We start from the raw sequence: 19,290 nt of genomic DNA, 5'->3' as shown, positions 1-19,290 counted from the left end.
CCGAGAGGACGTCGGAACATTCACCATAAACCATACTGACTTACTTGTCTTACATTCCGAACCGTCGACGCGCCGACACCCCGCGAATCACCATAAGTCACGTGATTTAGTATTGTTCGGGCACCGCGACTCGCCGCCTCACCGACCGACCGAAGGGCAGACCATGACCTCCTCCGCCACCCCCCGGCCCCTCGACGGGGTGCGGGTCGTCGAGTTCGGCCATGTCGCCGCCGGGCCCTTCGGGTCCATGCTGCTGGCCGACCTGGGCGCCGACGTGGTGAAGGTGGAGGGTCCTGACGGCGACCAGATGCGCCAGTGGCCGCCGCTCGCGACCGACGGCGAGGAGCGGTTCAGCCACAACTTCGCCAGCGTCAACCGCAACAAGCGCAGCGTGCTCGCCGACCTCAAGGACCCCGACGACCTGGCCCGGGTGCGTGGGCTGTGCCTGGCCGCGGACGTGGTCGTGGAGAACTACCGGCCCGGGGTCCTGGCCCGGCTGGGCCTGGGCTACGACGAGCTGGCGGCCGAGCACCGAGGCCTCGTCTACGCCTCGGTCTCGGGCTTCGGACAGAGCGGGCCGTACGCCGGCCTCGGGGCCTACGACGTCGTCATCCAGGCCATGAGCGGGATGATGAGCGTCACCGGCACCGACGAGGGCGAGCTGGTGAAGGCGGGGGTGCCCGTCGCGGACTTCACCAGCGGCCTCTACGCCGCGCTCGGCGTGGTCGCCTGGCTGCCGCAGGTCCGCGCGAGCGGGCGCTCGGTGCACCTGGACGTGCCGATGCTCGACTGCCTGCTCGCGACCTCGGCGCTGCAGACCAGCGAGTACTGGGGCAGCGGCGTCGACCCCACGCCGCGGGGCACCCGCCACCCGCGCAACGCGCCGTACCAGGTCTTCGCGGCGGCCGACGCGCCCTTCGTCCTCGCCGCCGGCAACGACCGGCTGTGGCGCGCGGTCTGCGAGGTCCTCGGGGACCCCGGCCTCGCCGACGACCCCCGCTTCGCCGCGCAGGACGGCCGCGTGGCCCACCAGCTCGAGCTCGAGAAGCTCCTCACCGAGCGCTTCGCCGAGCGCCCCGCGGCCGACTGGGTGGAGCGGCTGCGCGCCGCCGGCGTGCCGGCCGGGCCGGTCAACACCTTCGGCGACGTCCTGGCCGACCCCGCTCTGCGCGAGAGCGGGCTCGTGCGGCCCTACGACGTCCCGGTCGCCGGGCCGTCATGGACCACCGTGTTCCCGGTGCGCGCGACGGACACGGAGCCGCGGCTCGACGGCGCCGCGCCGCGCCTGGGTGAGCAGACCGCCGAGGTCCTGGCCGAGTGGGGTGTCGCGTGAGCATCGCCCGCCTGGTCCTGGACCGGCCCGACCGGGCCAACGCGCTGGACGCCGCCACGGTCGAGCGGCTCCACGACGAGCTGAGCGCCGTGGGGGCGACGGCCGACGTGGTCGTGCTGGAGGCGCGCGGCCGGGTCTTCTGCGGAGGCCTGGACATGGGCACGCTCGACGAGGAGAGCGATGCGGACCTGCTGCTGCGACTGGTGCGGATCCAGCTCCTGCTCGAGCGCCTCGCGGAGCTGCCTGCGCTCACCGTCGCGCTCGTTCAGGGCCCGGCGGTCGGCGCCGGCGCCGACCTGGCCCTGGCCGCCGACGTGCGCCTCGGCCTTCCGGGCGCCTCGCTGCGCTTCCCCGGCGCCGGCTTCGGCGCCGTCCTCGGCACCGCGCGCCTCGCGGCGCTCACCTCGCCCTCGTTCGCGACCGAGGCCGCGGCCACCGGCCGGCGGATCACCGGCATCGAGGCGTCCGACCACGGCCTGCTGACCCCGCTCGTCGGGCGCGACGAGGCCGAGGCCGAGATCGCCCGGCTGGCCGAGGCGACCCGCGCACTCCCGCCCGGGACGACGGCGGCGCTGCGCCGGGCCGGCGCACCGTCTGCCCCCGACCCGCTCGCCCAGCTCGTCCGCTCGCTGGCCGGCCGGCCAGGTCTGCGCGACCGGGTCCGCCAGTACCGCGACCGATCCGCCCCCGCCCGCACCCCCGAAGGAGCACGATGACCACCACAGTCCAGGACCCCCGCCTCGCGGAGCTCGTCCAGGAGGTCGGCGAGCTCGTCGACACCCACCACGACGAGCACGAGCTCACCCCACTGGTGGCCGACCGGCTGCGCGCCGCGCTCGCCGCGGGGATCGACCTGCCGCCGTCGGTGACCAAGCCCGGCGAGGATCGCTACGTGATGTACCCGCTCCACGTCGACCCCGCCGGCCGCTTCTCCATCGCCTCCGCGGTCTGGAACGTCGGCCAGGGCACCCCCGTCCACGGCCACGAGACCTGGGGCGTCGTCGGCATCCACTCCGGCGTCGAGCGCGAGGTCGCCTTCACCAAGCCCGCCCACGACGGCGACGTCCCCCGCCGCGAGGCCGAGGTCGACTGGACGGCCGGCCAGGTGACCGTGTGCTGCACCACCGACGACGACGTGCACCAGGTGTTCTGCGGCGGCGACGAGCCGTGCGTGGGGATCCACGTCTACGGCGCCGACATCGGCACGCTGCCGCGGCGCTCCTACCAGCCGGACACCGGCGAGGTGTCGTGGTTCACCTCCACGTGGACCACGCCCGCGTCCTGACCTCTGCCCCCGGCCCACCCACCACCCTCGACCCAGGAGAGACCTGCCATGACCGTGACCCCCGCCAAGTCCGACCGCGCCTACGCCCCGGCGCTGCGCAAGGCCGCACCCACCGAGGCCGCCGGCTACGCGGCGTTCGCCGAGTCGGTGTTCGCGAACACCGAGGGCGAGATCCCGCCGAAGTACCGCGAGCTCATCGCGATCGCCGTCGCCCTCACGACCCAGTGCGAGATGTGCCTGGAGAGCCACACCAAGGCGGCCCACGAGGCCGGGGCGACCCGCGAGGAGATCGCCGAGACCACCTTCGTCACCGCGGCGCTGCGCGCGGGCGGGGCCTACACCCACGGGATGAAGGCGATGCGGGTGCTGGACGGCCTCCAGGAGTGAGCCCTCGGTCGGACCGCTCAGCCGTCCTCGGGGACCGGGACGAGGGTCAGCGTGTCGATCGCGTCGGCGACGACCGCGTCGCGGGAGAACCGCCACGGCAGCGTCTCGCCGGCCGCCCAGAGGTCGGTCTGGTCGCTGTAGTGCCCGCTGAACGGGTGGCCGGAGACCCCGGTGAGGCTCACCCACCGCGACGCGTCGAGGTCGCCGAGCGAGACCACCATCCGCATCGACGCGGCCGTGGTCACCTCGTAGCCCTCCCGGGCGTCCCAGCCGGTCGCGTCGACGGTGGCCGCGCCCCCGCCCACCTCCCAGCCGCCTCGGTCGACCAGACGCTCGACCGGCCAGATGCCGGACTCGCCCAGGGGCAGGGAGCGCAGGTCGAGCTCGTGCAGGTCGCCCCAGGTCCACTCGCGCGGGGTCGGCGAGATCAGCGCGGTCAGCTCGTCGCGCGCGCCGACGAGGGCCGCACGCAGGATGTCGTCGCGGGTCTCCACGACGTCCTGGGTGGCGAGGTCGTCCCACCACGGTGACCCCGGCTCCTCGAGCAGCCGGGTGACGACGCTCATCCACCGGTTGCCGCCGTCGGGCCAGGACTCCTCGGGCAGCTCGTCGTGGAAGGTCCTCTCGAGCAGCTCGCGCCACACGACGTTGAAGTACGCGGCCGCCGCACTGTCGGCCTGCTGCCGGAAGTCCCAGTCGTCCAGCAGGCGCTGGCCGTCGTCGGCGTATCCGGGCCTCAGCCGCACCCCCAGCAGGTACGGCGTGAGCACCGGCGCGAGGGGGTTGCGGTCGTCGAGCTGCAGCGCCGCCATCTCGTCGACCGACAGCTCCCTCTCCTGATCGAGCAACCGGCCGATCCGCTCCGATCGGTAGCCCTGGTCCCAGTCGTCGCCGAGGAAGTAGGGGTAGTCGTCCTCGCCGATGACGGCCTGGTTGGCGGCGACGATGACGCCGCCCTCCGGGTCGAGTGCGCGGGGCAGGCCCTCGTAGGGCACGACCTCCCCGGTCCAGTCGTTCTCCGGGAGCCACCCGGCCGACGGCACCCGACCGTCGTTGCCGGACCTGCGGATCGGCACCAGTCCCGACGCCTGGTAGCCGATGTGGCCCTCGCGGTCGGCGTACACGATGCTCTGCGCAGGCGCGGCGAAGCCGGCCACGGCGGCGCGGAAGGAGTCCCAGTCGGTCGCCAGGTTGAGGGCCAGGATGGCGTCGGCCGCCGTGCCGGGCTGCAGTGCCGTCCAGGACAGCGCGACGGCGTACTCGTCGGGGGCCGGTCCCTGCCGCCGCGCGAGGTCGGCGACCTGACCGACGACGTCGACGACGTCGTCGACGTCGGAGACGAGCGGCCCGTGGTCGGTGGCGCGCACCGTCAGCTCCACGTCCTCGTCGCCGGCCACCTCGATCGTCTCGGTGCGCACGTGCAGCGGACGTTCCCGTCCGTCGTAGTGCCAGGTGTCGCCGCGCACCCGCTCCACGAACAGGTCGGTGACGTCGGGGCCGAGGTTGGCGAAGCCCCAGGCGATGTCGGCGTTGTGGCCGATCACCACGCCCGGCACCCCGGCGAAGGTGAAACCGGCGACGTCGAGGGGGCACTCGGGGCTCACGCGCCGGCAGTGCAGCCCCGTCTGCATCCAGACCCCGGGCAGGTCGACGCCGAGGTGCGGGTCGTTGGCCAACAACGGCTCACCGGTCGCGGAGTGCGCTCCATCGACGACCCAGGCGTTGCTGCCCAGGCCCTCGCCGCGGCCCAGCCAGGACGGCATCCGCGCCAGCCCCGCGCGCAGGCGGGCCAGCGGCGCCTGCTGGTCGGCGGTGAACGCCGGGCGGCGCGGGTCGCGGGTGCCGCCGGTGGTGGCGTCCTGCTCGAACACCCCGTCCACCACGGCGCCCCGGTCGACGACCGGAGCATGCTCGTCGTAGGGGTAGGCCGGATACAGCTCGGCCGCGCGCTCCTCGCCCACGGACCCGGCCACCAGGACCCGGTCGATCTCCTCGGCCATGTTGCCGCGCAGGTCCCACGCCATCGCCTTCAGCCAGGCGAGCGAGTCCACCGCGGTCCAGTCCTCGGGGTGGTAGTCCAGACCGCCGGCGTTGAGCACGGTGTACTCCAGCGCGATCTCGGTGGGCGAGCTCTCGGCGAGGAACGCGTTGACGCCGCCGGCGTACGCCTCCAGCGCGGCGCGGGTGGCCGGCTCGATCAGGGCGAGCTCGCGCTGGGCGACGCGGCGCCAGCCCATGGTGCGGACGTAGGCGTCGCTCTCGACCGCGTCCTTGCCGAACAGCTCGGCCAGCCGCCCCGCCGTGGCGTGGCGGCGGACGTCCATCTGGAAGAAGCGCTCCTGGGCGTGCACGTAGCCCTGGGCCCGCACCAGGTCGAGCAGCGAGTCGCCGTAGAGCTGCGGGACGCCGTGCTCGTCGCGCACGACCTCGACCTCGGCCTCAAGGCCGGGAAGCGACAGCTCCCCGGAGGTCTGTGGAAGGGGGCGGCGGGCGAGCACCACGACCGTCGCGAGCCCGGCGACGAGCGCCAGGACGACCACCACGGCGACGTACGACGTGACGCGCGCCGCGCGCGGGAGTGCGAGGAAGGATGCCCACGGCCCGCGGGTAGCTGTGGTGTCCTCGGTCATGGCGGCACTCATTGTGCCGTGTCGTAGCATTGGCAGTCGCCAGGGCGGAGTGCCAGATCCGCGCCATCGAAGGAGACCCCGTGCCGACCTACCAGTACGCCTGCACCGAGTGTGACCACACCTTCGAGCAGTTCCAGAGCTTCTCCGACGATGCGCTCACCGAGTGCCCGGAGTGCCAGGGCCGGCTGCGCAAGCTGTTCAACGCCGTGGGCGTGGTCTTCAAGGGCTCCGGCTTCTACCGCAACGACAGCCGCTCGACCAGCACCTCGAGCGACGCTCCGGCCGCCAAGAGCGAGAGCACCTCGGACACGAAGACCGAGACGAAGACCGAGAGCAAGCCCAAGGTCGAAGCGAAGCCGGCCGCCGCCGCTTCCTCCTGACCCCTGTGGAGAGCGGGCCCGCCGCCGCGCGTCCTCGCCTAGCGTCGGGGGATGGACTCCTCCCCCGCTGACCGACCGGGGCGGCCCCGCCTGGGGCATGCCGTGCGGCAGGCCCGCCGCGCCGTGCTGCGCCGGCGCCGGCCGCTCGCGGCACTGCTGGTCGCCGTCGCGGTCGCGGCGGGGCTGCACGCCGCCACGGCTCCGCCGCCCGCGACCGTCGAGGTGCCCGTCGCCGCCCACGACCTGGCCGCGGGCACGGTGCTCGACGGAGAAGACCTGGTCCGGGTCGCCTTCACCCCGGAGTCGGTGCCCGACGACCTCGCCGAGGACCCGGTGGGGCACACGCTCGCCGGGCCCCTGCGCCGTGGGGAGCCGCTCACCGCGGTCCGGCTGGTCGGGCCGGCCCTCACCGAGGGCCGTCCGGACCTGGTCGCCACCCCGGTGCGGCTGCCGGATCCGGGCATGGTGGGGCTGCTGTCGGTCGGAGACCGGATCGACCTGGTCGCCGCCGACCCGCAGGCGGGCGACGCCGAGGTCGTGGCCCGCGACGTGCCGGTGCTGGCCCTGCCGGCCGACGACGGCGCCGCCGCGGCGAGCGGCCTCCCGGGCCGCCTGGTGGTGGTCGGCGTGACCCCCTCCGAGGTCGGCGCGCTCACCGCTGCCGCGGTCCGCACCGTTGTGACATTCACCTGGACCGAGGGCTAGCGTCGAGAGACCGGTGGGCGCCGGCCCGCCTCTCGGAAGCGAGGAGCACCCCATGAGCGGCTTCAAGAACTTCATCCTGCGCGGCAACCTCGTCGATCTCGCGGTCGCGGTCATCATCGGTACGGCGTTCGCCGCCGTCGTCACCGCCTTCACCCAGATGCTGCTGTCGGCGATCGCCAAGGTCCTGGGCGGCAGCCAGCCGAACTTCGACGACTACGCGCCGGGCAAGGTCGAGGTCGGGCCGTTCCTGACCGCACTCGTGGCCTTCCTGATCCTGGCCGCAGTCGTCTACTTCTTCGTGGTGACTCCCTACGTCGCCGCGAAGGAGCGGTTCTTCCCCAGCCCCGAGCCGGGCACGCCCGAGGACGTCAAGCTGCTCCAGGAGATCCGCGACCTGCTCGCGAGCCAGGCCGAGGGGCCACCGCGGACCTGACCGGGCCTGCTGCGCGACGACGCGTCATCCCCCGTGGTGCGGGGGCACCTGCGCCTTGAGCCAGGCCTCGTTGTCGTCGGCCCCCGCGGGGTCCTGCTCGTCGCTGGTGGTGTCGGGCAGGGTGTCTCCGAAGACCGCCTCGAGGCGGCGCCGGCGCTGCCAGGCGCTCTCCGCGCGAGGCTCGCGCCCCTCGCCGGTCGCGGAGTCGGTCGTGGGGTCGGTCGTGGGGTCGCTCATGCGCAGAGACCGGCGGCCTCGCGGGCGGCCGCCTCCTCCTCGTCGCTCCGGTCGGGACGCGTGCCGGGGCTGCCGCCGGAGCCGGACCCGGGCACGTTGCCGGCGTTGATCGAGCCTCTGCTGAGGCGCTTGGTGAGCGGCTCGTCCTCGCGCACCTTGCGCCATACCTTCGAGGCGTCGGGGCGCCACACCACGCGCCCCTCGAACCCGTCGCGGGTGTCGTAGGCCCACGGGACGGTCAGGAACTTGATGTTGTCCAGGCCGATGCCACGAAAGCCGAGCCCGAGCTTGCCGATCTTGAAGACACCCTCGAGCCCGGGGTCGACGATGAGCGACTTGGTCGCCGCGTCGAGGAAGGCGACCACGCGGTCGAGGCGGGCGAGCGTGCCGCCGGAGACGACCTTCTTGGCCATCGCCGCCACGAACGCCTGCTGGCGCTGGATGCGGCCGATGTCGGAGCCGTCGCCGAGCGTGTAGCGCGCGCGGACGTAGTTGAGCGCCTCCTTGCCGCGGATCTCGCGGGTGCCGGCCGGGATGTTGATCCCGTGGGCGGGGTCCTCGATGTCCTCGGGGATGCAGACCTCGACCCCGTCGATGGCGTCGACCATGTCGCGGAAGCCCGCGAAGTCGACGACGACGAAGTGGTCGATCCGGACGTCGGTCAGCTGCTCGAACTGCTGGATCGTGCACGCCGGCCCGCCCAGCGCGAAGGCGGTGTTCCACATCTGGTTCTCGCCGCCCGGGATGGTGTTGCCGTCCTTGTCCTCGCAGTCGGGACGCGTCACCAGCGAGTCGCGCGGGATGCTCACGCCGTACGCGTGCTCCCGGTCAGCGGAGAGGTGCATGAGGATCGTGGTGTCGGAGCGCGCGCCGTCGCCGGTGAGGCCGTCGATGTTGTTGCCGGCGCCCTCGCGACTGTCGGAGCCCATCACGAGGATGTTCAGCGGCTCGCCGGGGCCCTCGTCGACCTTGTCCGGGCGGTTCGAGAGCTGGTCGCTCGGGTCGAGCACCGTGAGGTTGTCGGAGAGGTGACGAGCGATGAACACCACCGAGAGCCCCGTGACCATGCCGAGCACCACGAGCGTCGTGATCAGCACCCGCGCCACGACGTGACGCTTGGGGGACCGTCCCCGGCGGCGGCCGCCCTGCGGGGTCGGTGACTCCGACTCAGCAGGCTGCTGCTCGTCGGACATCTGCACCTCTGGTCGTGGGGGTCGCGTTCGCCGTGGCGAAGATACGTGTGATAGCCAAATTGTCACCGCGGGCGGCGACTAGTCCAAACCCGCGACCCCTCGAGGGAGCGCACCCGGGGTGGTCGGGCCGGTGTCGCTGCGGGCCGGCCTCCGCTCAGCGGGGCGGGCTCTGGATCAGCGCCATCGCCTCGCTCCGGGTGGCCCGGTCGGTCAGGAAGGAGCCCCTCACGGCCGAGGTGATCGTGCGGGCACCGGCCTTCCTCACCCCGCGCATCGTCATGCACAGGTGCTCGGCCTCGATCACGACGATGACCCCGCGCGCCTCCAGGATGTCCATCAGCGAGTTGGCCACCTGCGTGGTGAGCCGCTCCTGGACCTGGGGCCGCTTGGCGTAGACGTCGACGAGTCGCGCGAGTTTCGAGAGCCCGGTGACCCTGCCGGTCTCGGCGGGGATGTAGCCGACGTGGGCGACGCCGGTGAACGGCACGAGGTGGTGCTCGCACATCGACCACAGCTCGATGTCGCGCACCAGCACCATCTCGTCGTGGTCCAGGATGAAGGTCGTGGTCAGCACCTCCTCAGGGCTCATCCTGAGCCCGGAGGTGACCTCGGCGTAGGCGCGCGCGACTCGCGCCGGGGTGTCCTGCAACCCCTCCCTGTCGGGGTCCTCGCCGATCGCGAACAGCAGCTCGCGCACGGCGGCCTCGGCTCGCGCCTGGTCGAACGGGGGGACGGCGGTGGTAGGCCGGTCGGCCCAGGGAAGCGGGTGCGTCACAGCGACGTTGCCTTCGCTTTCTGCGTGCGGGGCGGGAATGTGCTGCGGCCGGGACTCCCGAAGCACGGGACGACCCTGGGGACGACCGCAGGACGTCGTGCGTCCGGGAGCCCGTCGGCCTCCTAGATCAGCGAGTATCCGCCGTCGACCGTGAGCGTGGTGCCCGTGACGTACCCCGAGGCCGCGGAGGCCAGGAACAGGTAGGCGCCGGGGAGGTCACCCGCGGTGCCCCAGCGGCCGAGGGAGGTGTGGTCGACGATGTCGTTCTCGCGTCGCTCGTCACGGTGCCAGTGCGCGCCCAGGCCGGTGTCGAACCAGCCCAGAGCGACCGCGTTGACCGTGATGTCGCGGGGACCGAGCTCGAGGGCCAGCGCCTGGGTGAGCGCGTGGGCGCCGCTCTTCGAGGCGGCGTACGCCGACAGCCCGGCGCGGGGCCGGTCCCCGATCACCGATCCGGTGATGATGATCCGCCCGCCGGGCTCCATGACGCGGGCCGCGGCCTGCGCACCCAGGAAGGTGCCCGTCAGGTTGATGTCGACGATCTCGCGCCAGGTCTCGGGGCTCATGTCGGAGACCGAGGTCATCTCCGGTGAGATCCCGGCGTTGCAGATCCACACGTCGACCCCGCCGAAGCGCTCGACCATCTGACGCGCCACCCGGCCGTTGAACTCGTCGTCTCGCACGTCGCCCGCGCAGACCAGCGGGTCTCCCTTCAGAGTCTGAGCCAGGTCGTCCAGCGAGTCCTTCGTCCGCGCGACCAGGCCCAGGTGGGCCCCGGCGGCATCGAAGGCCGACGCCAGGATCCGCCCCAGGCCGCGGCCCGCCCCGGTGAGCACCACTCGCCGGCCGCTCACGTCGGCCCAGCTCTCCATCACGTCTGTCTTCTCCTCCAGGTCACGGCCGTCGTTGCGTGCCGATCGATCATGTGTAGTCAGCTTCCTGCCCCGATCTCGTCGGTCCCGCGGAACACCGCGCGACCCGGCCCGTGCTCGAGGAAGCTGACGAGCCCGGCCCGAGCGTCCGCCGTGGCGAAGCTGGCCGCGATCAGCTCGGCCTCGAGGGCGAGTCCCTCCGCGAGCGGACGCTCCAGGCCCTCGCGGACCGCGGCCTTTGCGTGGCGCAGAGCGACCGGACCCGCGGCGAACGCAAGCCCGCGCGCGATGGCGGCGTCCTCGACCTCGGCGGCCGGCAGGACCTCGTGCACGAGCCCGATCCGCAGCGCCTCGTCGGCTCGCACGATCCGCCCGGACAGGATCAGGTCGAGCGCGGGCCCGAGCCCGATCATCCGCGGCAGCCGCTGGGTGCCGCCGGAGCCGGGGATGATGCCCAGCGTGATCTCGGGCAGGCCGAGACGGGCGTCCTGCGATGCGAGCCGCAGGTCCGTGGCGAGGGCCAGCTCGAGGCCCCCGCCCAGCGCGGGGCCGTTGATGGCCGACACGCTGATCTGCGGCGCGGTCGCGATCGCGTCGAACGCCCCCTGCAGCACCCGGTTGCGCCGGTCGAAGACGGCCGGCTCGAGCCCGACGAGCTCCGCGACGTCAGCGCCGGCCGCGAACGTGCGCGGCCCCCCGGTCACGACCAGGGCGCGGTACGGCGACGCCGGGTCGTGCAGCTCCCTGCCGATCGCGGCCAGGCGGTCCCAGGAGTCCTGGTCGAGAGCGTTGACAGGCGGCCGGTCCAGGCGCAGCACGCCGAGCCGGGGCTCGTCGGGATGCGCCTGGAGCTCGACCGCGGTCACGCGGTGTACTGCACGTCGCGCCGGCCGAAGCGCCAGCCGTCCGCCGTGCGGCGCAGCGTGTCCTCGTAGCGCCCCGTGACCTGCACCGACCAGCCGGACTCGCCGCGCTGGAAGAAGACGACGTCGCTGACCGCGTGGGCCTCGTCGTCGGAGACCTGGGTCACCACCGTGTTGCCGACCAGGTGCTTCTGCGGCGCGGTCGGCGCCCAGCCGAGGAAGGCCTGGCGGAGGGCCTCGAGCCCCACCAGGGGCTCGCTGCCGGGCAGCGCCAGCACCGCGTCGGGGAGGTAGAGCGAGGCGATCCGCTCGGCGTCGCCGGCGTCCTGGGCCTGGGTGTGGGCGCCGATCGCGTTGCGCACCGCGCCCGCCACGTCGTCGGCCCCGCCCTGGGCCGCGGACGGCTGCCCGGACTCCTGACCGGTCATGAGCAGCGCCGGGTAGCCCGCGGCCGCGTCCTCGCGCATGACCTCCTGCATCGCCCAGCGACCGGTGGGGTTGAGCAGCTGGGCGACCGGCTTGCCGGGGATGTTGGCCCCGTGGAAGTAGCTGCTCTCGAGGAACAGGCCCTTGCTCTCGTTCATCCGGCCGGTCCACTGCTGCTCGGCCGCCTCCGTGGCCTCCACGGCCCCCACGCCCTGCTCGCGGGCGTGCACGATCACCTGGGTCGTCCAGGCGACCTGGTCCCCGGAGTAGCGAGGGTTGTTGCCCGTGGAGCCGTGCGGGCCGCCGGGGAAGAAGAAGTTGGGGAACCCGTGGGTCATGATGCCCAGGTAGCTCAGCGGGCCAGACTTCCAGTGGTCCTCGAGCGCGAGGCCGTCGCGGCCGCGCACGCCCAGCCGGTTGAGGGCGCCGGTCCCGAAGTCCCAGCCGGTCGCCCAGATGATGACGTCGAACTCGCGGTGCCCCTCCGTCGTCTCGATGCCGTCCGGCGTGATCCTCACGATGGGGGTCTCCTGGAGCGAGACCAGGTCGACGTTGGGGTTGTTGTAGGCCTCGTAGTAGCCGGTGCCGAACGGGGGGCGACGACCGCCGTACCCGCCGTCCGTGGGCGTGAGGCGTGCGGCGATCACGGGGTCCTTGACGATGGTGCGGATCTTGTCGGCGATGAACTCGCACCACTCCCGGTTGATCTCCGGGTTGGTGGTGAGGTCGATGTAGTTCTCGGTGAGCTTGCGGAAGCCGCGGCTGTTCCAGGTCTTCTCGAAGAAGGCACGACGCTGCTCGAGGTCGTGATCGGTGGAGGACAGGCCCTCCGAGCGGTGCTCGAAGCCGCTCGGCGAGTTGTTCAGGACCGCCACGATCTCCTCGTAGTCGCGCTGGATCCGGGCCCGCTCCTCCTCGGAGAGGGGCCCGTTGTTCAGCGGCGTCACCCAGTCGGCGTTCATCTGGTAGACGGTGATCTGGGCCACCTGGTCCTTGACGGCCGGGACGATCTGGACCCCGCTGGAGCCGGTGCCGATCTGGGCGACCCGCTTGCCCGTGAGGTCGACGCCGTCGGGCCAGCGACCGGTGTGGTGCTGATCGCCGCGGAAGTCGGCGCGACCGGGGATCTCGGGGATGAAGGGGACCGACAGGTTGCCGCTCGCGGCCACCACGAACCGGGTGTTGTACGACGCACCGCCCTCGGTCGTGACGGTGTGGGTGCACGAGGCGTCGTCCCAGACCACGGAGACGACCTTGGCGCCGAACTCGATGTGGCGCCGCAGGTCGAGGCGGTCCACCGCGAAGTTGAAGTACTCCTCGATCTCGGGCTGCCCCGCGTACTGCTCCTTCCAGTTCCACTCCCGCCAGATCTCCTCGGACAGGAACCCGTAGGTCCAGCTCTCCGAGTCGAAGCGGGCGCCCGGGTAGCGGTTCCAGTACCAGGTGCCGCCCACCCCGTGGCCGGCCTCGAGGACCTTGACCGAGAGGCCGGCGTCGAGGGCGCCCATCAGCTGGTGGAGGCCGGTGACGCCGGCTCCGATCACCAGGACGTCGACGGGAGAGGAGGAAGAGGTCATGTTGCGGCTCCATTGGTGGTGAGGACGGGCGCGTCCGCGGACTCGGCCCGAGGGGTAGGGAAGTGACAGGCGATGAAGTGACCCGGTGCGAGCATGCGCACCTGCGGCTCCTGCTCGGCGCTCGCGCCGCTCCCCCTTGTCGGTGGCCCCCCACGCACGGTGAGGGGTTCCTCGACACTGTGCGGGGCATGGAACGACGACCAGGCGTCCTGGAAGACCGTCTCCGTCCGCGTGCGCATCTGGCGCAACTCGGATCGCCTCAGGCGGGCAGGTCCCACTGCTCGAAGGTGATGGTGCCCCCGGTGATGCACTGGGGCTACAGGATGGCCTTGGCCGTGGTCGCATTGCCGCTTCTGGACTCCCGCGACCAGGCCCAGGCTCACGCCCTCGGCAATGTCGAAGCTCCGCCCGGTGACGACCCGGACGGGCTCGCGGCGCAGGGAGCTGTCCAGCTCGACGTGCAGGTCCTCGACGGGGACGACCCTGGAGGTCCGGAGTAAATGCGAGGTGCCACTACCGGCCATGAGCGTTCTGACTTCCGTGTCGTGGATGGATCCCGAACCGGTGAATGAAGCGCCACCGGCCTGATGGGCGGCGGACCCTTCGTCGGGCGACCTTAGCCGCTTTGTACCGATCGATCAACGAATTCTGGGCCGACGATCATAAAAGTTGCCCAGGCGTCACGGAACCGAGGTGGGCGCGCAGGTCCCCGGCGTCGAGGTCAGGACGTGCGCCTGCGGCCCGCCGCCGGCCCGCGCCGCGGTGGCTCCACGGCAGCCAGGCCGGTGCCGCCGATCGGAGCCGGGGTCAGGCCTCGATGACCGAGCTCACCGACGCAGGCGTCGGAGCGATGACGTCCAGCCCTTCGCGCAGGAGGGTGAGCAGGTCGAGGGCGCCCGCGGAGGCGACCCAGCGCTCCACGGCGATCGACAGGCAGCTGAGGGCGGCCCCCACCTTGACCTCGAGCGCGATGGGGACCGGGACGGAGAGGCCCGCGCGCGCCGCCAGCGCCTCGGCCAGCACCGGCCGCCAGCTGTGCTGGCGCTGCAGCTGGTGCGCGTACAGCTCGGGGGTCTCGATGACGAGCTGGGTGATCTCGAGCGCGCCGACCGGGTCGGCGAGGTAGAAGTCGATGACCCCCTCGAGGGAGCGGCGCAGGACCGTCCAGTCGTCCTCGGAGTCCGGACGGGCCCGCAGCGCCTCGGCGAAGCGGGCGACATGCACGCTGAACGCGTAGAGCACCGCCTCCTCCTTGGAGGCGAAGTAGCGCAGCAGGGTGCTGCGCGAGACGCCGGCGGCGGCCGCCATGTCGCCGACGGTGATGTTGTCGAAGCCGCGCTGACGGGTCAGCTGGAAGGCCGCCTGGGAGAGGTCAGCGCGCACGGCCTCGCGGGCGATCGTCCGGGTGGTGCGACTCTCCGTCATGGTCCGAGCCTAACCGCTGGTGAGACCCCATTGCGGAACTGGGCTCCGGTCTCTAACCTGACACTCAGTCTCACAAAACGTGTGAGGTCCGTCTCACACCGCCGCGTCTGCACCGAAAGAAGGACTCCATGTCAGAGGCACGCCACGTATTCAAGGAATTCGTCGTCTCGGGTGACTCCCACATCATCGAGCCGGTCGACCTTTACAAGGACCGGCTCCCCAAGCACCTGCGCGACCGCGCCCTGTGGGAGGAGGAGTTTACCCTCGACGAGCCGATCGTCCCGGGCGGCCACACCGAGTTCAAGAAGCTCCACACCATCGGCTTCGACGGGTGGACCATCTCCAAGTACCGCCAGACCGGAGGCGAGACGCCGGACGGCGACCCGGACAACATCATCCGCGACATGAACATCGACGGCGTCGACGCCTCGGTGATGTTCCCCAACCTCTCGCTGTTCGTGCTCTTCACCGACGACCACGAGCTGTCGATGGCCCACGCCCGCGTCTACAACGACTTCGTCGCCGAGAACTACCTGGCCTACAGCAGCCGGCTCCGACCCACCGCCGCCATCCCGCTGACCGACGTCCCCGACGCCGTCGCGGAGATCAAGCGCGTGGCCAAGCTGGGCATCCGGGCGCTCCTGCTCCCGGAGATCCCGCCGAAGCCGTACTGGACCAAGGAGTACGACCCGGTCTGGACGGTCGCCCAGGACCTCGGGCTGCCGATCTTCTTCCACGTCGCCACCGGCGGGGTCATGGTCAAGGAGAACGTCTCCCACACGGCCACGACGGTCAAGGGCCTCATGACCGCCATGAACATGGGCAAGGGTCAGCTCACCGACGACATGGTCGCCGGTCGCACCATGGGCGGCGGCAACACCGCCGCGGCGAGCCCGCAGGAGATCATCGCCTCGCTCATCGGCGGCGGCGTCTGCGAGCGGTTCCCGAACCTCCACTTCAACCTCGTGGAGTTCGGCGCCGGGTGGCTCGTGTCCTACATGGGCATGATGGAGAAGTCGTGGCGCACCGGCATCGGCCAGGACCCCGACTGGTGGCTCGGGTTCTGGGACGACAGCCGAGGCCCCAAGGACCAGCCGGCGATGGGCCGCCTGTTCGCAATCAACGCCAAGTGGCCGCTCCCGCTGAGCCCCACCGACTACCTGCGCCGCCAGATCCACGTGCAGTTCGCCGACGACCCGACCGCGGTGCAGGCCCGTCACATCACCGGCCTCTCCACGATCATGTGGGGCAACGACTACCCGCACGCCGAGGGCACCTTCCGCGACAGCCGGGACTGTGTCGCCTTCAACTTCGAGGGCGTCGACGATGAGGACCGGGCCGCCATCCTGGGCGGCACGCTCGCCGGCGTGGTGGGCTTCGACACCTCGAAGAAGCTCGCCGAGGTCGTCACCCCCGCCGCCACGGCGGTCTAGTCACCCGACCGGCGCACCAGCACAACGAATCGATCCGAGGACACCGGCATGGAGCTAGATATCGGCATGCTCGTGATCCGTCTCGCCCTCGGTCCGATGCTGGTGCTGCACGGTCTGAACAAGATCTTCGGAAGCGGCGGCCTGGCAGGCACGACCCGCTGGTTCGGGGCCCTCGGGCTCCAGCCCGCGTGGTTGCACGCCCGCCTGGCCGCCGCGACCGAAATCGTGGCCGGGCTCCTGCTGGCCCTCGGCCTCCTCACCGGCCTGGCCTGCTCCGCCTTCGTCGGACTGATGCTGGTGGCGGCCCTCACCGACCACCGCGGCAAGGGCTACTTCGTCTTCAAGGGCGGCTCGGAATACGTCCTGCTCGTGGCACTGGTCGCGGTGGGGATCGCCGCCATCGGTCCCGGCGCCTGGTCGCTCGACCACGTCGCCGATCTCGACCTCGACGGAGTGTGGTGGGCGCTCGCCGCCGCCGTGCTCGGAGCACTGGCGGCCCTCGGCCTGCTCGTCATCTCCCGGCGGCCCCAGCCCGCGGACGAGGCTCCGTAGCCGTCCCGCTCGCACGCGGGCCCAACCTGTGCCCCGCGCGCGGCGGTGCTCACGGCGAGGCCGACGCCTCGCCCAGCACGTCGCGCACCACGTCGGCGTACCGGTCCAGGACCGCCGGCAACTCCTCGCGCGAGAGCGCCTGCACGTCCAGCACCACCTGGTCGACGCCGAGCGAGCGATAGCGGTCCAGATGCCGCGCGAGGGTGGCGTCGTCGACCACGGTGCGCATCGCCCACACCACGGGAGAGCCGGGCCGTCGCGCCGCCTCCCACCGCGTGCGCAGGTCCACCATCCAGCCGGCGAGCAGCTCCGGGTCGTCGCCGCCCGGGATCCACCCGTCGGCCCAGCCCACGACCGACTCGAAGCCCCGGGCCGTCGGCGCGCAGCCGAGCAGCACCGGGACCGCGGCCTCGGCCGACGGCTTGGGCCAGGCCCAGGAAGGCGCGAGCGTGGCGTGCTCGCCCCGGAACTCGGCGAGCTCGTCGCGCCACAGCGATCTCATCAGGGCGACGTGCTCGGTGACGATCCCGCGACGTCGCGACGGGTCTCGACCGTGGTTGGCCAGCTCGTCGACGTTCCATCCGTACCCGACCCCCAGGGTGAAGCGACCGCCGGACACGAGGTCGAGCGTGGCGACCGTCTTGGCCAGGGTGATCGGGTCGTGCTGGGCCACCAGCGAGATGCAGGTCCCGATCGCCAGCCCGGTGCGCGCGGCCACGACGGCGAGGGCGACGTACGGATCCAGGGTGCGCCGGTAGCGCTCGGGCATCTCCCCGTCCGGGAAGGCCTCCGCACTCGAGAGCGGGATGTGGGTGTGCTCCGGCAGCACGAGCGCGTCGAAGCCTCGCGCCTCGACCTCCTGAGCGAGCTCGAGCAGCGGCATCGAGCGGTCGGTCACGAAGGCAAGGACGCCGACATCGGGCCGCGATGATCGGTCCTTCATGTGAGCTCCACGATCTCGCCTGGCACGCCGGGCACGGCGATCAGGGCATCCGACCCGGGCCGGGCTGCGGCCTCGGGGGTCCGTGGGATCGCCCAGGCGAGGCCGGCCGCGACCAGGGCGGCCGACGCGCAGCTCAGGAGGGCGATGTGGTGGCTCTGCACCGACGGGTACTCCAGGCCGCCGGCCACGACCGCGGTGGCGCTCGTGAGGGCCGCCAGCCCGGCCGTCGAGACCGACGTGCCGATCGTGCGGAACAGGGAGTTCACACCGTTGGCTGAGGCGGTCTGCCGGGAGGGGACCGCGGCCATGATGATGATCGGGATGGCCGAGAGGCAGAAGCTGGTGCCGATGCTCACGAGCGCCGCCCCGAGGACCACCTGGGGCACCGAGCCGTCCAGGAAGACCCGGGCGACGTAGCTGACGGCCATCACCAGCGCGCCCACGCTCAGGACCCAGCGACCGCCGAACACCCGGAGCAGGCGACCCACCAGGGGCGCGCTCAGGACCAGAACGACGGCGGGCGCCGCCGCCGCGAGGCCGATGCCCCCCGTGCTGAGGCCGAAGCCCCCGACGGACTCCGGAGCGCCGAGCTGCCCGGCGGCGACGAGCAGGTTGGCCAGCATGCCCAGGGACACCGCCGCGGAGGCCAGGTTGGTCAGCAGCACCCGGCGCCGGACGGCCAGCCGTACGTCGATCAGCGGCGCCGGAGCCCGTCTCTCCCACAGCACCCACGCGGCCAGCGCCACCGTCGCGACAGGGCCGAGCACCAGGATCCGGGGGCTGTCCCAGCCCCAGGTGTTGCCCTGGGAGACGACCAGCAGCAGCGGGACGAGCACGCACAGGAGGAGGGCGGCACCCCACCAGTCGAACGCGTGCCGGACCCGGGAGCCGCGGGCCGGCGCCGGCAGGACGGCCCGCACCGCCACCATCAGCAGCAGCCCCAGGCCCCCGGTCAGCCAGAACAGGCCGCTCCACCCCGTCGCGCCGTACAGCACCCCGGCCAGCGGGAGGCCGATGGCCGAGCCGAGGCCTAGGGTCGCGCTCACGAGCGCCACCCCGGAGCCGACCCGTTCGGCCGGCAGGACGTCCTTGAGGATGCTCATGGCGATGGGGATCAGCGCGGATCCGAACCCCTGCAGCGAGCGCCCGGCGACGGCCAGGACGAAGGAGCTCGACGTCGCGAGCAGCAGCGAGCCCAGCACCAGTAGGGCGAGCGAGATCAGCAGCATCGGACGCTTGCCGTGCTGGTCCGCCAGGCGGGACATGATCGGGGTGGCCACCGCACCGGCGACCAGCGTGCTGGTGAGCAGCCAGGACGCGGCGACCGGGCTGACGTCGAACACCTCGGGCAGGTGGGCGACGAGCGGGACGATGAGCGTCGCCACCAGGGCCACCAGGACCCCGGCCAGCGCGAGCACCATCACCACCAGCCGGACCCGCGCCGCGGTCCGCACCGAAGTCATGGACCTATTCTGTACTGATCGATCTGCACTTGCCAGGGATGGCGAGGACCTTTCCGCCCGGGGTCGGGATCTGGTGGGGCGCCGGGTCGCGGACGTTGGCCGGGACCGGCGGCAGGAGGAGCCGGCGCCACCGCGTCGTCGAGCTCACCCAGCTCGACCGGGCCGACCGCCATCCCATGGAGCAGGGTCCGGCAGAACTCGCGCGAGAGCTCCGCGACGCTCCGCGTGCGGTTGGCGGTGCGGGCCCACTGGTAGCTGTGATTGTGCAGGTTCAGGAACTGCAGCGCCGCCAGGCGGGCGTCGACCGCACGCAGCGTGCCAGTCGTCACAGCGGTCCGATCGCCCGGTCCTGGATCGCAGGGCGTGGTGACCGTAACG

At 72.2% G+C, this 19,290-nt stretch carries 19 protein-coding genes; 9 read left to right on the top strand and 10 right to left on the bottom strand.

Going from position 1 to position 19,290, the window contains the following annotated elements:
* Positions 1–163 precede the first annotated feature (163 nt).
* The 4 genes from LRP67_RS06220 to LRP67_RS06205 are packed head-to-tail and all read left to right on the top strand — an operon-like array spanning position 164 to position 3,005.
* The gene (locus tag LRP67_RS06220; RefSeq protein ID WP_231269323.1) at positions 164–1,333 is read left to right on the top strand and encodes a CaiB/BaiF CoA-transferase family protein; all 1,170 of its coding nucleotides are present in this window, start codon (positions 164–166) and stop codon (positions 1,331–1,333) included.
* The gene (locus LRP67_RS06215) at positions 1,330–2,049 is read left to right on the top strand and encodes an enoyl-CoA hydratase/isomerase family protein (RefSeq protein ID WP_231269322.1); all 720 of its coding nucleotides are present in this window, start codon (positions 1,330–1,332) and stop codon (positions 2,047–2,049) included. Before LRP67_RS06220 ends, LRP67_RS06215 begins: the two co-directional genes overlap by 4 nt.
* Complete coding sequence (locus tag LRP67_RS06210; protein ID WP_231269321.1) at positions 2,046–2,618, top strand: hypothetical protein; 573 nt, start codon at positions 2,046–2,048, stop codon at positions 2,616–2,618. The genes LRP67_RS06215 and LRP67_RS06210 overlap by 4 nt, the downstream gene beginning before the upstream one ends.
* Positions 2,619–2,666: 48 nt before the next feature.
* Complete coding sequence (locus LRP67_RS06205) at positions 2,667–3,005, top strand: carboxymuconolactone decarboxylase family protein (RefSeq protein WP_231269320.1); 339 nt, start codon at positions 2,667–2,669, stop codon at positions 3,003–3,005.
* Between the two features lie 17 nt (positions 3,006–3,022).
* Here the strand turns inward: LRP67_RS06205 and LRP67_RS06200 are convergent, their stop codons facing one another.
* A complete protein-coding gene (locus tag LRP67_RS06200; RefSeq protein WP_231269319.1) occupies positions 3,023–5,635 on the bottom strand; it encodes a penicillin acylase family protein in 2,613 nt (870 codons plus the stop codon).
* Between the two features lie 80 nt (positions 5,636–5,715).
* Between LRP67_RS06200 and LRP67_RS06195 the strand changes: the two genes are divergently transcribed.
* From LRP67_RS06195 to LRP67_RS06185, 3 genes are read left to right on the top strand one after another with little or no spacing between them, the layout of a single operon-like run.
* A complete protein-coding gene (locus LRP67_RS06195) occupies positions 5,716–6,015 on the top strand; it encodes an FmdB family zinc ribbon protein (protein WP_231269318.1) in 300 nt (99 codons plus the stop codon).
* A 51-nt stretch (positions 6,016–6,066) separates the two neighbouring features.
* Positions 6,067–6,720 (top strand): SAF domain-containing protein, encoded by a 654-nt coding sequence (locus tag LRP67_RS06190; RefSeq protein ID WP_231269317.1) that lies wholly within the window; start codon positions 6,067–6,069, stop codon positions 6,718–6,720.
* Between the two features lie 52 nt (positions 6,721–6,772).
* A complete protein-coding gene (locus LRP67_RS06185) occupies positions 6,773–7,153 on the top strand; it encodes an MscL family protein (RefSeq protein ID WP_231269316.1) in 381 nt (126 codons plus the stop codon).
* A gap of 24 nt (positions 7,154–7,177) precedes the next feature.
* Here LRP67_RS06185 and LRP67_RS06180 read toward each other — a convergent pair whose 3' ends face one another.
* The 7 genes from LRP67_RS06180 to LRP67_RS06150 all read right to left on the bottom strand — a co-directional run bounded on the left by LRP67_RS06180 (position 7,178) and on the right by LRP67_RS06150 (position 14,521).
* Positions 7,178–7,390: a hypothetical protein gene (locus LRP67_RS06180; RefSeq protein ID WP_231269315.1), complete on the bottom strand. Its 213-nt coding sequence runs from the start codon at positions 7,388–7,390 to the stop codon at positions 7,178–7,180.
* Positions 7,387–8,583, bottom strand: coding sequence for an LCP family protein (locus tag LRP67_RS06175; RefSeq protein WP_231269314.1), 1,197 nt, complete (start codon positions 8,581–8,583; stop codon positions 7,387–7,389). The genes LRP67_RS06180 and LRP67_RS06175 overlap by 4 nt, the downstream gene beginning before the upstream one ends.
* Before the next feature lie 154 nt (positions 8,584–8,737).
* Positions 8,738–9,358 (bottom strand): GTP cyclohydrolase I FolE, encoded by a 621-nt coding sequence (folE, locus tag LRP67_RS06170; RefSeq protein ID WP_231269313.1) that lies wholly within the window; start codon positions 9,356–9,358, stop codon positions 8,738–8,740.
* Positions 9,359–9,480: 122 nt separating this feature from the next.
* Entirely contained in the window at positions 9,481–10,230 is a 750-nt protein-coding gene (locus LRP67_RS06165; protein WP_231269996.1) for an SDR family NAD(P)-dependent oxidoreductase, read from the bottom strand.
* A 59-nt stretch (positions 10,231–10,289) separates the two neighbouring features.
* The gene (locus tag LRP67_RS06160; RefSeq protein ID WP_231269312.1) at positions 10,290–11,096 is read right to left on the bottom strand and encodes an enoyl-CoA hydratase/isomerase family protein; all 807 of its coding nucleotides are present in this window, start codon (positions 11,094–11,096) and stop codon (positions 10,290–10,292) included.
* Positions 11,093–13,096 (bottom strand): nuclear transport factor 2 family protein, encoded by a 2,004-nt coding sequence (locus LRP67_RS06155; RefSeq protein ID WP_231269311.1) that lies wholly within the window; start codon positions 13,094–13,096, stop codon positions 11,093–11,095. The genes LRP67_RS06160 and LRP67_RS06155 overlap by 4 nt, the downstream gene beginning before the upstream one ends.
* Positions 13,097–13,903: 807 nt before the next feature.
* Positions 13,904–14,521 (bottom strand): TetR family transcriptional regulator, encoded by a 618-nt coding sequence (locus tag LRP67_RS06150; protein WP_231269310.1) that lies wholly within the window; start codon positions 14,519–14,521, stop codon positions 13,904–13,906.
* A gap of 128 nt (positions 14,522–14,649) precedes the next feature.
* Between LRP67_RS06150 and LRP67_RS06145 the strand changes: the two genes are divergently transcribed.
* Both LRP67_RS06145 and LRP67_RS06140 read left to right on the top strand, forming a co-directional pair.
* Positions 14,650–15,954 carry an amidohydrolase family protein gene (locus LRP67_RS06145; protein ID WP_231269309.1) on the top strand — a complete coding sequence of 435 codons (1,305 nt, stop codon included), beginning with the start codon at positions 14,650–14,652 and terminating at the stop codon, positions 15,952–15,954.
* 48 nt (positions 15,955–16,002) lie between these two features.
* On the top strand, positions 16,003–16,506 hold the full coding sequence (locus LRP67_RS06140) for a DoxX family protein (protein WP_231269308.1): 504 nt from the start codon (positions 16,003–16,005) through the stop codon (positions 16,504–16,506).
* Between the two features lie 49 nt (positions 16,507–16,555).
* Here LRP67_RS06140 and LRP67_RS06135 read toward each other — a convergent pair whose 3' ends face one another.
* Both LRP67_RS06135 and LRP67_RS06130 read right to left on the bottom strand, forming a co-directional pair.
* The gene (locus tag LRP67_RS06135; protein ID WP_231269307.1) at positions 16,556–17,449 is read right to left on the bottom strand and encodes a TIGR03619 family F420-dependent LLM class oxidoreductase; all 894 of its coding nucleotides are present in this window, start codon (positions 17,447–17,449) and stop codon (positions 16,556–16,558) included.
* Positions 17,446–18,912, bottom strand: a complete 1,467-nt coding sequence (locus LRP67_RS06130; protein WP_231269306.1) for an MFS transporter — start codon at positions 18,910–18,912, stop codon at positions 17,446–17,448. Before LRP67_RS06130 ends, LRP67_RS06135 begins: the two co-directional genes overlap by 4 nt.
* Between the last annotated feature and the right edge of the window lie 378 nt (positions 18,913–19,290).

It is taken from the genome of Nocardioides sp. cx-169 (genome assembly GCF_021083605.1).
In the GTDB taxonomy this organism is placed as follows: domain Bacteria; phylum Actinomycetota; class Actinomycetes; order Propionibacteriales; family Nocardioidaceae; genus Nocardioides.
This window is presented reverse-complemented; position numbering and strand designations above follow the sequence as displayed.